At 49.7% G+C, this 13,643-nt stretch carries 13 protein-coding genes and 1 riboswitch; of the genes, 2 read left to right on the top strand and 11 right to left on the bottom strand.

Going from position 1 to position 13,643, the window contains the following annotated elements:
* Positions 1–19: 19 nt before the first annotated feature.
* The 4 genes from KNO61_RS00895 to KNO61_RS00880 form a co-directional block, all read right to left on the bottom strand.
* Positions 20–853: a MetQ/NlpA family ABC transporter substrate-binding protein gene (locus KNO61_RS00895; protein WP_012726856.1), complete on the bottom strand. Its 834-nt coding sequence runs from the start codon at positions 851–853 to the stop codon at positions 20–22.
* 30 nt (positions 854–883) lie between these two features.
* A complete protein-coding gene (locus KNO61_RS00890; protein WP_012726857.1) occupies positions 884–1,546 on the bottom strand; it encodes a methionine ABC transporter permease in 663 nt (220 codons plus the stop codon).
* Positions 1,536–2,564, bottom strand: a complete 1,029-nt coding sequence (locus tag KNO61_RS00885; protein WP_012726858.1) for a methionine ABC transporter ATP-binding protein — start codon at positions 2,562–2,564, stop codon at positions 1,536–1,538. Before KNO61_RS00885 ends, KNO61_RS00890 begins: the two co-directional genes overlap by 11 nt.
* Before the next feature lie 77 nt (positions 2,565–2,641).
* Positions 2,642–2,748: riboswitch (SAM riboswitch) on the bottom strand.
* Positions 2,749–3,198: 450 nt separating this feature from the next.
* A complete protein-coding gene (locus KNO61_RS00880; protein ID WP_078147274.1) occupies positions 3,199–3,456 on the bottom strand; it encodes a thioredoxin family protein in 258 nt (85 codons plus the stop codon).
* A 180-nt stretch (positions 3,457–3,636) separates the two neighbouring features.
* Here KNO61_RS00880 and KNO61_RS00875 point away from each other — a divergent pair, with 180 nt between their 5' ends.
* Positions 3,637–4,692 carry a PTS sugar transporter subunit IIC gene (locus tag KNO61_RS00875; protein ID WP_041917918.1) on the top strand — a complete coding sequence of 352 codons (1,056 nt, stop codon included), beginning with the start codon at positions 3,637–3,639 and terminating at the stop codon, positions 4,690–4,692.
* Between the two features lie 37 nt (positions 4,693–4,729).
* Here KNO61_RS00875 and gcvH read toward each other — a convergent pair whose 3' ends face one another.
* The 6 genes from gcvH to KNO61_RS00845 form a co-directional block, all read right to left on the bottom strand.
* Positions 4,730–5,113 (bottom strand): glycine cleavage system protein GcvH, encoded by a 384-nt coding sequence (gene gcvH / locus KNO61_RS00870; protein ID WP_012726861.1) that lies wholly within the window; start codon positions 5,111–5,113, stop codon positions 4,730–4,732.
* A 48-nt stretch (positions 5,114–5,161) separates the two neighbouring features.
* Positions 5,162–5,515, bottom strand: a complete 354-nt coding sequence (locus KNO61_RS00865; protein WP_078147276.1) for an arsenate reductase family protein — start codon at positions 5,513–5,515, stop codon at positions 5,162–5,164.
* A 47-nt stretch (positions 5,516–5,562) separates the two neighbouring features.
* Positions 5,563–6,294 (bottom strand): hypothetical protein, encoded by a 732-nt coding sequence (locus KNO61_RS00860; protein WP_214872506.1) that lies wholly within the window; start codon positions 6,292–6,294, stop codon positions 5,563–5,565.
* 89 nt (positions 6,295–6,383) lie between these two features.
* On the bottom strand, positions 6,384–8,168 hold the full coding sequence (locus tag KNO61_RS00855) for an acyl-CoA dehydrogenase family protein (protein ID WP_214872505.1): 1,785 nt from the start codon (positions 8,166–8,168) through the stop codon (positions 6,384–6,386).
* Positions 8,169–8,181: 13 nt separating this feature from the next.
* Positions 8,182–9,354 (bottom strand): acetyl-CoA C-acetyltransferase, encoded by a 1,173-nt coding sequence (locus KNO61_RS00850; protein WP_012726865.1) that lies wholly within the window; start codon positions 9,352–9,354, stop codon positions 8,182–8,184.
* A gap of 18 nt (positions 9,355–9,372) precedes the next feature.
* Entirely contained in the window at positions 9,373–11,784 is a 2,412-nt protein-coding gene (locus tag KNO61_RS00845) for a 3-hydroxyacyl-CoA dehydrogenase/enoyl-CoA hydratase family protein (RefSeq protein WP_214872504.1), read from the bottom strand.
* Between the two features lie 214 nt (positions 11,785–11,998).
* Here KNO61_RS00845 and KNO61_RS00840 point away from each other — a divergent pair, with 214 nt between their 5' ends.
* Positions 11,999–12,901 (top strand): SDR family oxidoreductase, encoded by a 903-nt coding sequence (locus KNO61_RS00840; RefSeq protein ID WP_078147279.1) that lies wholly within the window; start codon positions 11,999–12,001, stop codon positions 12,899–12,901.
* Between the two features lie 137 nt (positions 12,902–13,038).
* Here KNO61_RS00840 and KNO61_RS00835 read toward each other — a convergent pair whose 3' ends face one another.
* The gene (locus tag KNO61_RS00835) at positions 13,039–13,506 is read right to left on the bottom strand and encodes a hypothetical protein (RefSeq protein WP_214872502.1); all 468 of its coding nucleotides are present in this window, start codon (positions 13,504–13,506) and stop codon (positions 13,039–13,041) included.
* Positions 13,507–13,643 lie beyond the last annotated feature (137 nt).

Here is a 13,643-nt window from a genome sequence, read left to right as displayed (position 1 = left end):
ACTCCTGAGTCGAGATGACTTATTGTTTGACCGGTACGACCGCACCTTTGTATTCGTCCAAGATCCACTGTTGTGTCTCTTCAGACGTCAATACTTCGAGGAGTGCTTTGACGCGCTCATCTTCTTCGTCCCCTTCACGCGTGACGATCAAGTTGACGTATGGTGAATCTTCACCTTCGAGTGCGATTGCATCTTCAAGTGGGTTAAGGCCTGCATCGATCGCATAGTTCGTGTTGATGAGGACCGCATCGCCTTCTCCGTTATTGTAAGCTGTCGGAAGAAGTGCTGCTTCCACATCCGTCTTGAATTTCAAGTCTTTCGGGTTGTCGACGATGTCAGCGACTGTCGCATCGACCGTTTTGCCTTCAGCAAGCGTGATGAGACCTTCTGACTGGAGCATCGTAAGGATTCGTCCGTGGTCAGCGACCGAAGAGCTCATGATGATTTCTGCACCTTCAGGAAGCTCGTCGAGCGACTTGTATTTTTGTGAGTAGACACCAATCGGCTCGATGTGAACGCCACCTGCTGATGCGAATTTGTAGTCTTTGTTTTCAGCCATTTGTGACTTGAGGTATGGTTCGTGTTGGAAGTAGTTCGCATCGAGTTCCCCGCTCGCGAGCGTCTTGTTTGGAAGCACGTAGTCTTGGAACTTCTTGATTTCGAGTTTGTAGCCCTTTGCTTCATATTCTTCTTGTACGTGCTCTAAAATCTCAGCGTGCGGTACGTTTGACGCACCGACGATCAATGTTTTGTCATCGCCAGAACCTGTTTCTGCCTCTTCCCCGCCGCAAGCCGCGAGAACTGTGAATGCTGATAAAGCTGTCAATCCGAGTACTGTTTTCCAAGTTTTCATAATGAATCCCTCCAAATGGTATATGTGTGATTAAGCTGAACGTTTATCAATTTTTGTGACGAGTCGGTCACCGATGAACTGGATGACGAATACGATGATCAAGATGAGCACCGTCGCCACGAACGTGACATCGTTTTGTGAGCGTTGGAACCCTTCCAAGAAGGCCAAGTTCCCGAGTCCGCCACCCCCAACGACTCCCGCCATTGCCGTATAACCGACGATGGCAACGATGGTCACCGTGAGTCCCGACACGATTGCCGGAAGAGCTTCCGGAATCAAGACTTTATAGATAATTTGCCATTTCGTCGCTCCCATCGATTCGGCCGCCTCGATGACGCCACGGTCGACTTCACGAAGCGCAAGTTCGACCATCCGAGCGTAAAACGGTGCCGCTCCGATGATGAGCGCAGGAAGCGCCGCCGTCGAACCGAGCATCGTACCGAGTAGGAACAACGTGAACGGGATGAGTAAGATAATTAAGATGATGAACGGAATCGAACGGAACACGTTGACGATCGCGCTGACGAAAACGTAAATCGGACGATTCTTCAATAAAAGTGATTCGTTTGTAATGTAGAGAATCAAACCTAAAGCGAGTCCGATCACAAACGTCGCCACACCTGCGACGAGCGTCATATACAGCGTCTCCCAAGTCTGTTCCATCATAATTTGCCAATCTACGTTAGGAAACATCGCTTTCCACCTCCACTTCTACGGATTGCGAACGAATCGACGTGATGGCACGTTCGATTTCACTTGCTTCCCCAATCAGTTGGATGAATAGCGTACCGAGCGCACCGACTTGTGACTGGGTCACGTTCCCGCCGATGATGTTGAATCCGATATCATGCGTCTTGAGGACGTCAGACAAAATCGGTTGTTCTGCCGTCTCGTTCAAGAATTTCAATTTGACGATTTGACCGCTCGGATACCGTTCTTTAAGATGTTCGAACGTGAGCGACAGATCGTCGACCGCCCCGATTTGCTTGACGAATTCTTTCGTAATCGGTTGCTCCGGATGTTGGAACACGTCCGAAACTTGACCCGTCTCGACGACTTTTCCGGCCTCCATCACGGCGACACGGTGACAAATCTTTTGGATGACGTGCATCTCATGCGTGATAAGGACAATCGTCAATCCGAGTTTCTTATTGATGCTGACGAGCAGTTCGAGAATCGAATCCGTCGTCTTCGGGTCGAGCGCGCTTGTCGCTTCGTCACAGAGGAGAACCTCAGGATTGGTAGCGAGCGCGCGGGCGATCCCGACTCGCTGTTTTTGACCGCCCGACAGTTGCGATGGATAGCTATCCTCACGACCAGCCAAACCTACGAGCTCGACGAGTTCCTGGACGCGTCGTTTCCGCTCACTTGCCGGAACCCCGATCAGTTCGAGTGGGAAACTGATGTTTTCTGCGACCGTGCGCGACCACAGAAGATTAAAGTGCTGGAAGACCATCGAGACGTTCTTGCGAACTCCCCGTAGTTCTTTCGGGCTGAGCTTCGTGAGCTCACTCCCGGCGACCTCGATTTCACCGCTTGACGGAGACTCGAGACGGTTGAGTAATCGGATGAGCGTCGACTTCCCCGCCCCCGAATATCCGATTATTCCAAAAATTTCACCGCGATCAATCGTTAGTGATACATCATCGACCGCCTGGACACGACCATTCTTCGTATCGAACCATTTGGCGACGTTTCGTAATTGAATCAATACCTTTCCCTCCTGACAACAAAAAAAGCGCGCACGTTTGAGCAAACGTGCGCACTTTATCGTACGGACAACGATTGCTCTCATCTGTCAAGGTTTCTCACCTTGCTGGAATTAGCACCATTTCGGATTGCTCCGCGGTTGCTGGGCGTCATAGGGCCAGTCCCTCAGCCTCTCTTGATAAGAGTGTTGTGTATTCGATTAGCTTTATCATAGCGACAGCTTTTTCTGCTGTCAAATCCTTTTTTCAAAAAAATTAAAAAAAGGTGCCGTCCGAGGACGACACAGAACGTAGCACCTTGAGTCACGGAAGGACAGCCCATAGATGAAAATCTTTTGCCCGTTCAAGATTTACATCCTTATATGGGGGAGATTCACCAATCATCACTCGATCTTAGCTTGGACCGTGCGATTATACGGAACGTCTGTCTTCGCTTGATTTTTTTGGGGGACAATCGAAGGGAAGACTGACGTGTATTCGTATAAAGGTAGCAGCGGCTTCGCCAAAACGTCTTGATATCGGGAATATCGCGTCCTATTTTGTGTTCAAGTAAGATGTTGTAATGAATATACCATTCGTGAACTTTCTGTGTCAACTGATTATTTAAAATTTTCAGATTATTCTAATGTTCCTCTCTCACTTCACGAAAGAGAGGACATGTTGCACATTTTGAAACGCGTACAATCGATCTTGAACCTCGCCATTTTCAAGCTTCAACAGGGCGGGTACGCTCATCACTTGGTAGGCTTCTAGCTCTTTTGGGATATAGTTCGCATCTCGCTTTTCGATTTTAATTTCAGGGTCGACCGCTTCGACGACCGTCAACATTTTTTCCGCCACAGCGCATGTACCACACATCGGGGCGTATATATATAAGAATCCGTCTGTAATCATTCTTCTCACCTCTCTTGTCATTATAAGGGGCGATGGATTCCCATTCAAAAATCGTGCTTTGATGAAATTTCAGAATTTTTCAATGATTCTCTTGACTCTTTCTGGTGAGAGGAATAATATGGGTTCTAACTTTATCGCTTTTGTACATAACAGCAAAGAAGAAGGACAGGTGAATGAATGATGACGGAACAAACAACAGGTACGATGAAACAGTTCACGATGAACGTCTTAAACGGTCTCAGCATGGCGATTCTGATCGCCCTCATCCCGAGCGCACTACTCGGTGAATTAACGAAAGCCATACTTCCGTATTTTCCGTCTCTTCAATTCATATTGGATGCGACGACGATTGCGATGCGGCTTCTGCCAGCCATTATCGGGCTAGCGGTCGCCATGCAGTTCGGACGATCGATTCTCGAAGCCGGGACGATCGCGATTGCAACGTATGTCGGTAGCGGTGCCGTTCGAATCGACGAAGGGGCGTTCGTGATGGCCGGCATCGGGGATGTGATCACAGCCGGTGTGACCGCTGCAATCGCTACACTTCTTGTCATGAAGCTCGCTCCCCACTTGAAGACGTATACGGTCATTGTTATGCCGATGACCATCATTGTCGTCGCAGGAGGCATCGGTACTTTCCTACTGACGTACATCTCCCAAATCACGACGTATATCGGTCTACTCATCATGACCATGACTGACCTACAACCGGTCCTCATGGGGATCCTGATCGCCATGGCGTTCTCGCTCATCATCGTTTCGCCAATCTCGACCGTCGGGATTGCGACGGCCATCAGTCTGTCCGGTGTCGCGGCGGGTGCGGCGAACCTCGGTGTCGTTGCAGCCGGATTCGGTCTCGCGATCGCCGGATGGCAGGCGAACGCGACCGGCACATCGATTGCCCATTTCCTCGGTTCTCCGAAGATTCAGATGGCGAACTTCGTCCGACGCCCCATCATGATGCTTCCCATTTTGGCAAATGCGGCGATTCTCGGTGCGCTCGCAGGAATCCTAAAAATTGAGGGAACGCCAATCAGCGCCGGGTTCGGGGTGTCAGGACTCATCGGTCCGGTGAACGCCCTTCATCTCATGCCGGGTGGATTCGCTCTCTTCAACGTCCTGCTCGTCATCGTCTTGTTCGGCCTGATTCCCGTCGCACTCGGAATCTTCTTCTATCGCGTGTTTGAACGGGCGACTCTCGTCAAATCCGATCATTACCGACTCGATTTCGAGTAAAAAAAGCCGGCTTCTCCATTGGAGAGGCCGGTTTTGATTATCCTTGAATCATCGCTTCGTATTCTTCTGCAGACATGAGCTTGTCGAGGTCTGACTCTTCCGTCAACTCGACTTCGATCATCCATGCGTTTTCAAACGGTGACTCGTTGACGAGTTCTGGAGAATCCGCGAGGTCCTCGTTCACTGCTGTGATGCGACCTGATACTGGTGCATACAACTCAGAGACCGTCTTCACTGATTCGACTGAACCGAATGGCTCGTCGAGCAAAATCGTACCATCGACTTCTGGGAGTTCGACAAACACGATATCCCCTAGTTCGCTTTGTGCGAAATCCGTGATGCCGATGCGGGCTTTCGTTCCGTTTACTTCTACCCACTCATGTTCTTTTGAATAACGTAAATTTGCTGGTACTTTGCTCATCCTAACTTCCCCCTCAAATAAATTAGACTCACATCTGTATTATAGCACTTAGCCCCAAACGTCCGTAAAGGACTTTTCTGAAAATCCGACGGTCGTTTTTTCACCATTTGTGACGATTGGTCGCTTCAAAAGCATACCATTGCTTGCTAATAGCTCGAGTTGTTCGTCTTCTGATAGATTTGGCAGTTTGTCTTTGATGCCTTCGTTCCGATAGACTTGCCCGCTCGTATTGAAGAACTTCTTGAGTGGTAGACCTGATTGTTTCCACAGTTCGGCGAGTTCCGCTTTCGTCGGCGTCGATTCGACGATATGAACGTATGTATACTCGATGCCTTGTTCCTTCAACCATTTTTCTGCCTTTTTACATGTACTGCATGGTGGATAGCCGTATAGTGTCACCATCTGTTCATCACCTCTATTCTCAATGTAGCATATTCCGAGAAATCAATTCACCTCTCAAGCAACCGTTCAATCTCTCGCTTCATCGTCGGGTTCACTTCGTGCCTCGCTTCGATCAACCGTAAGATCGCCGCTGCCGCCTCGATTGACCTGCCGTATCCTTTTACCCCATGTGACAAGAAGGGAATCATCTCCGGCTGTCTCGACTCGACCCGGCGTGTCGGATTGAACGGATCTCCTTGTCCGCCGAGCGCCTTCAAGACGTTTTGAACGGCCGCGACTTGCACGAGTTCGAATCCGGCGAGCATCTCGCCCCGACGTTCCCGAAGTAAGCCGACATATAGGTTCGTCAACGCCTCTTCATAATAATAATCCGCTGATTCACGTGTGATTTCGAGGCGTGGTGTCGCAAATACTTCGAGCGCCTCGTCCCGTCGCCAGACGACACGTCCTGGCGTATAGGCGATGGTCGCCAGTTCATGCAGTTCGAAGACGGCGAACTCACCATAAATGCCATCATGGTACATGATCTTATGCCCGTCCTTCGTGTTTTGGAACTGATAGTGAAGCGGTTCGACCTCGAGCCAGTCGAGTCGGTCGATAAAGCGCGCCTTCTGCCCATCCTCGACAATCAAAAAGAAATCGAGGTCCGAATACTCATCCAACCGCTCCGTCTCTTGTCCAATCGAACCCAATGCGAGCAGCATGAGCGTCCCGTCCTTTTCGGCAACGGACCGTCCAATGCGTTCCATCCGGTCGAGTAATACATCTCGTTTTGTCATCGTCTCTCCCCCTCGTCTCTATTGTACGTGGCAGAGCTCAAAAAAAGAAAGGGTTGACCGCGTCCGGTCCACCCTTTCTGTCCATTTGATTAGACGATAAACTTGTTCGCTTTGATGAGGCTCGCTGCGACTTCGCGCTTCGTGCCGATTACATTGATTGGCTGGTAGCGGCTGAACTTCTTCATTGCCGAGAGAAGCATACGTTGCTCGTCACCAGACGCCGCTGCGTACAATACTTCTTTCGCCATGAGTTCGACTTGCTTGAACACTTGCTCCGCAAAGATTTCTGTATAGCGGACTTTGAGCGTGTTCTTCTCTTCGCCTGTGCGTCCAATCGCTTTGTCTGTACGAGCGATGGCTGCTTCAAGCGCATAGATCGCACTGATCATGTCTGCAATCTTCGCCAAGATTTCTTGTTCGTTTTGAAGGTCTTGTTGATACTTCTGGACAGCTGTACCCGCGACCATCAAGTTGATTTTCTTCATGTTCGAAAGGAGCATCTTCTCGCGAGCGAGTGGTGAGCCGTCCAATTCTTGTGGCATGTAGCTCATGAGCTCTTTTTGAAGTTTTTGCGCTTCTGCGAGGAGCGGCAATTCACCTTTCATCGCTTTCTTGAGGAGCGTACCTGGGACGATCAAACGGTTGATTTCGTTCGTTCCTTCGAAGATACGGTTGATCCGTGAGTCACGGTAGAGGTTCTCAACTTCATATTCTGCCATGAATCCGTATCCACCGTGAATCTGGACCGCTTCGTCGACGACATAGTCGAACGTTTCAGAAGCGAAGACTTTGTTGAGTGAGCATTCGATCGCGTATTCTGCGATTGCTTGTGCGACTTTCGATCCGTCGCGCATGTTCTCATCACCGAGTGCGTCCAAGCTGTCCTGGAACAAACCACCTGTACGATAGACTGAACTTTCCATCGCATAGATGTTCGCTGCCATCGTCGCCAATTTCTCTTGGATGAGTGGGAATTGGCTGATCGGTGTCTTGAACTGTTTGCGCTCGTTCGCGTATTGAACCGAGAGGTCGAATGCACGTTTTGAAGAACCAACTGCTCCGACTGCGAGTTTGTAACGACCGACGTTCAAGATGTTGAAGGCGATGACGTGACCTTTTCCGATTTCACCGAGAAGGTTGTCGACTGGTACTTCGACATCTTCAAGGATGAGCGTACGTGTCGACGAGCCCTTGATTCCCATCTTCTGTTCTTCTGCGCCTGTTGAGACTCCTTTGAAGTCACGCTCGACGATGAAGGCACTGAACTTGTCGCCATCGATTTTTGCGTAGACGACGAACACGTTCGCGAAGCCGGCGTTTGTGATCCATTGTTTCTCACCGTTCAAGACGTAGTGCGTGCCCGCCTCGTTCAAGACAGCTGTCGTTTTCGCACCGAGGGCGTCAGAACCTGAGCCTGGCTCCGTGAGGGCGTAAGCCGCGATCCATTCACCTGTCGCGAGTTTTGGCAAATACTTGTGTTTTTGCTCTTCTGATCCGAAGAAGACGATTGGAAGCGTCCCGATCCCGACGTGTGCGCCGTAGCTGAGCGCGAACGAACGTGCTTTCGCGAAGCGCTCCGTGATGATCGAAGATGAGATTTTATCGAGTTGGTAACCGCCGTACTCTTCTGGAACGTCTGCTCCGAGAAGACCGAGCTCGCCCGCTTCTTTCAACAATTCGACAGAGAGGTCGAACTCGTGTTTCTCGATACGCTCGAGGACTGGCATGACGCGGTCATCGACGAATCCTGCCGTCGTGTCCCCAATCATCTTATGCTCATCTGAGAAATCCTCTGGTGTGAAGAGACGCTCTGCGTCGAGTGCGTCAATGATAAAGCTACCGCCTTTAATCAATTCATGTTCTGTACGTTCCATATCCGATTCCCCCTTAAAGTAATTCGAAGACACCAGCCGCGCCCATTCCGCCGCCGATACACATCGTGACAACCCCATACTTCTCATTGCGTCGTTTCATCTCATGCAAGATCGAGACTGAAAGTTTTGCTCCAGTACATCCGAGTGGGTGACCGAGGGCGATGGCGCCGCCGTTCACGTTCACTTTCGATGGATCGATGCCGAGTTCACGGATGACACCGAGTGACTGACTCGCGAACGCTTCGTTCAACTCGAACAATCCGACTTCTTCTAACTTCACGCCGGCCATCTCGAGTGCTTTCGGAATGGCGACGACTGGACCGATTCCCATCACTTCCGGACGGACACCGCCGACCGCGAACGAGAGGAACTTGGCCATCGGTTGCAATCCTTGGCGTTCTGCTTCTTCACGGTCCATGACGAGAACTGCTGCTGCTCCGTCGGATACTTGTGAAGCGTTACCCGCCGTGACCGATCCTTTGATTTTGAAAGCCGGGCGAAGTTTACCGAGCGCTTCGATTGTCGAATCGGCACGGACACCTTCGTCATGCTTGACGACTTTCTCCACTTCCGCGACTTTCCCGTCTTCACCGAGTACGTGCTCGATGACCGTCACAGGAACGATTTCTTCCTGGAACTTGCCACCTGCGATGGCTGCCGCCGCCTTTTGGTGACTGTTGATAGCAAATGCATCTTGGTCTTCGCGCGAGATGTTGTATTCAGCTGCGACACGTTCTGCCGTATGCCCCATGCTCATGTAGTACTCTGGTGCCGTCTCCATGATGTGTGGGTTTGGACGGATGACGTGACCACCCATCGGGACTTGGCTCATCGACTCCATACCGCCGGCGATGATGGCCGTCGCTTGACCAATCATGATTTTCGCCGCCGCATCCGCGATGGCTTGAAGACCTGACGAGCAGTAGCGGTTGATGGTGATCGCTGGAACTTCGTGCGACAGCCCCCCCCGGACCGCCGCATAGCGAGCGATGTTCATCCCTTGCTCCGCTTCTGGCATCGCACAACCCATGATGACGTCATCAATCGGGCCTTTATATCCTGAACGCTCAAGCGTTGCCTTGATGGCATATCCCGCGAGCTCGTCCGAACGTACGTTACGGAACGAACCGCGTTTTGCTTTTCCGACCGGCGTCCGTGCGCCGGCTACGATGACTGCTTCCCTCATCTGTTTTGTCCCCCTTTATCAGTTGCGTAGTGGTTTGCCTTTCACGAGCATATGTTGCATCCGTTGTTGTGACTTCGGCTCCCCGATGAGGCTCAAGAAGGCTTCACGCTCGATGTCGAGGAAGTACTGTTCGTCGACGAGCGTACCGTATGCCAAATCACCACCACTGATGACGTGTGCGAGTTTCTTCGCAATTTTCAAATCGTGCTCTGAAATATAACCACCGTAGAACATTTCGTACGCTGCGAGTTCGAGCGTCGCTTTCCCTGTTTGACCGACGACCGGTAACTTTTCACGAACCGGTGCCGTGTACCCGTCAGCCAGTTCAAGGACCGTCTGTTTCGCATCGAACGTCAAGTGGTCACGGTTCATCGAGATGCCATCGACCGCACGGTGGTAACCGAGTGTCTTCGCATCAAATGCCGACTTCGATACTTTCGCCATCGCAATGTTCTCGAACGTCTGTTGCGCAGCCTTCTCGATGTTTTGCATCGATTTTGGTGTCTGCTCAAGGAGACGACGGTACGTGTTGACGTTTCCGCCCCCACCAGGGATGAGGCCGACACCGACTTCGACGAGACCCATATATGTCTCAAGCGCGGCTTGCATACGGGCTGCCGGTAAGCTGATTTCCGTTCCACCACCGAGCGTCATGCCGTATGGTGCGGCAACGACCGGGCGACTTGAATAACGAATCTTTTGAACGACTTGTTGGAACTTGTTGATGATCCAATCGAGTTCGAACCAGTTCTCGTCTTCTGCTTCCATGAGCATCATCGCAAGGTTGGCTCCGACACAGAAGTTCTTGCCATCGTTGGCGAGGACCATTCCTTTGAAGTCTTGCTCGACGCGGTCGATCGACTGTTCGATCATCTGCATGATATCGACACCGATCGCGTTGTTTGGTGATGTGAATTCGAGTGCGACGACGTCATCGCCGATATCGACGAGGCGTGCCCCACCGTTCTCTAGGATGATACCGTTTGATTTTGCGAGCGGTTTGAGTTTCAATTCTTTCGGGTTGACGGTCTTCTCGACATACGTCTTCGACGCTTTATCGTAATACTGGTCTCCCTTATAGAATGACGTGTTGCCTGCAGCAAGCATCTCATCGATCCATGCCGGGACGTCATAGCCTTCCGCTTTCATACGCTCGACTGATTTCTCCACACCGATCGCATCCCACATCTCGAACGGTCCAAACTTCCAACCGAAGCCCCACTTCATCGCATCGTCAATCGCAACGATCGTATCGGCAATCTCACCAGTGAGACGTGCCGAGTAAGCGAGCGTCTTCGCCGTGATTGGCCAGAGCAATTGTCCAACGCGACCTTTGTTCAAGATGGCACCTTTCAATTTCGCTTTTGAGCCTGGAAGTGACTTGATTTGATCGAGCTCAGGACCTGTAATCGCTTTCAATTGTTCGTATTCGAACGTCTGAAGGTTCAACTCCTGGATGACCTTGCCTTCTTTCTTATAGAAGCCTTGACCGGCCTTTTGTCCGATCCAGCCTTTTTCGACGAGTTGCTTCATTTCTGAAGGGACGTCGAACGCGTCCTTCTCTTCCCCAGCTTCGAGCGTCTCGTAGACGTTACCCGCCACGTGGACGAACGTGTCGATTCCGACGACGTCGAGTGTGCGGAATGTCGCCGATTTCGGACGACCGATGAGTGGACCTGTGATTGAGTCCATCTCTCCGATTGAAGCGTTTTGTTTGAGCATCTCTTCAAACGTGACGAGAAGACCATATGTCCCGATGCGGTTCCCGATGAAGTTCGGTGTGTCTTTTGCTTCGACGACACCTTTGCCGAGACGGTCTTCCGCGAAACGTGACATGAAGTCGATGACCGGACGGGCTGTTTTCTCCGTCGGGATGAGTTCGAGCAACTTCAAGTAACGTGGTGGGTTGAAGAAGTGTGTCCCGAGGAAGCGTGATTTCAATCCTTCCGGAAGGGCACTTGCCATCGCTTCGATGGAGATTCCTGACGTGTTCGAGCTGAGAATCGCATCTTCACGGATGTAAGGTGCAATCTTCTCGAAGAGTTGTTGCTTCACATCGAGACGTTCGACGACGACTTCGATGACCCAATCCGCTTCTTTCAAACGCTCTAAGTCATCTTCTAAGTTCCCGACTTCGATGAAGTTGAGATGATCGGCTGTCGCGAGTGGTGCTGGATTTTGTTTCAGTAGTTTTTGACGGTTTTCTGAGGCGATGCGATTGCGTACTTCTGGTGACTCGAGCGTCAACCCTTTCGCTTCCTCTTTAGATGTCAATTCACGTGGTACGATGTCGAGCATGAGCGAACGAATCCCCGCGTTCGCCAAGTGAGCCGCAATCCCCGCCCCCATTACTCCTGAACCGATGACGACCGCAAAACGAATTGAGTTCGTCAAACGGAGGTCGGTTGATTGTTCGATGTGACTCGTCATAGTGTTCCCCCCTAAAATGAGAATGAATAGTGATTCATTTCATGCGTAAAAAAAATCGCAATCACCATCGTGTTTACTCTTCTATCATAAATGAATGAACATTCATTCGCAAGCGTTCATTTTTCAATTTCATTCCATTTTTTGAATGAGCGATTAGTTTTCAATGGGTGTGGTATAGACAAAAAGAGTCAAATTCAGAAAGGGGAATGTATACATGCGCGATAATCGTCTGAACACCGTAGGCAGTCGAAAAGATTTTGAGGCATTCAAAAAGAAGGCACAAGAACAGGCACACCAACCGGGAATCGATTCGAAGATGGAGCCCTTCCCCATTTATGAACGGGAAGATTATAAAGGAAGTGACAAGTTAAAAGATAAGGTCGCCATCATCACCGGTGGGGATTCCGGAATCGGAAAGTCGGTCGCCATCTTTTTCGCCCACGAAGGTGCGAACTCCGTCATCGTCTATAAGGATCAAAACGAACTCGAGGACGCGGAAGCGACAAAAGAACGGATTGAGGACTTAGGTCAAGCCTGTCTCTTGCTTCAAGGCGATCTCGGAGAATCTTCTTTCTGTCAACGAGTCGTCGAAGAGACGCTCGAGACGTTCGGCCGGATCGACATCCTCGTCAACAACGCCGCCGAGCAGCATCCACAGGAGTCGCTCCTCGATATATCAGATGAACAACTCGAGAAGACGTTCCGCACGAATATCTTCAGCATGTTCTACTTAACGAAAGCAGCGCTCCCCTACTTGAAAGAAGGAGCGAGCATCATCAATACGACCTCGATCACAGCCTATGAAGGAAACGACCAATTGATTGACTATGCGTCGACGAAAGGTGCCATCACGGCATTCACCCGCTCGCTCGCCAAAAACTTGGCGGACAAGAAGATTCGCGTCAACGGGGTCGCCCCGGGACCGATTTGGACACCGCTCATCCCGTCAACGTTTGACGCGGAGAAAGTGAAATCGTTCGGCGATTCAGCAGAGATGAAACGACCGGGGCAACCGGCCGAACTCGCACCGGCCTATGTCTATCTCGCAAGCGATGATTCGACGTACGTCAGTGGTCAAGTCATTCACGTCAACGGTGGTACCGTGATTAATGGATAATGGTTTGAAGACTCAGTTCGTAGCTGAGTCTTCTTTTTGTGCAGTGTGTCCTTTCGGCGCCCATATTGTTAGCAGAAAACTCTGAACCCCATGCAGGAATTAGAATGATAACCGAAGGATTTTTAAACACTTAGTTCTCATTTAAAGTAAAAACCAATTCGCTTAAGATGAAAATTCCTTACTCTTTTTATCTCATTCAAAAATTCATGATTAGAATCCAAAAATTTGTCTTTAAAAGTTATCTGGGACTCCTCGTTGCCATATAAAGTTGAAAATTCGAAGTGAACATCCTCTTGATACTTCCAAAGAATATTTAACAAACTTTCTTCGACTAAATGTCGATTCTTAGAAAAGATTTCGTCAATAGCTACCAAATCATCTGCGGATAGCCCTTCATAGCTAAACCCATCATTAACAGCTTCTTTTTCTATTTTAACTATAATAGGGTTATAAACTTCTTCAATAGCTTTTTCAGAAAGCTTCATAGAATAATCTACTTGTTTGTTTTTTAAATAATACCTTGCTGTCAAAAATGCTGCTAATCCAACCGTTATGATTGGAGAAAGGATTTTACTTAATTCCAATACAATTTCGATATTTGTCATAGAACATTTCTTCCTTTCAACGCCTTAATATTTTTTAATATATTTCAATTTGATATTGAGTAAAAAAATGGTTTGGTTCTATTTTAAAGAACCAAACCATTTTGATCTCACAACTTTACACTGACATCTATTTTTTT

Source organism: Exiguobacterium sp. s140 (assembly GCF_018617035.1).
In the GTDB taxonomy this organism is placed as follows: Bacteria; Bacillota; Bacilli; order Exiguobacteriales; family Exiguobacteriaceae; genus Exiguobacterium; species Exiguobacterium profundum.
Note: the sequence above shows the minus strand (reverse complement) of the source record. Positions and strands in the feature narration are given on the sequence as shown.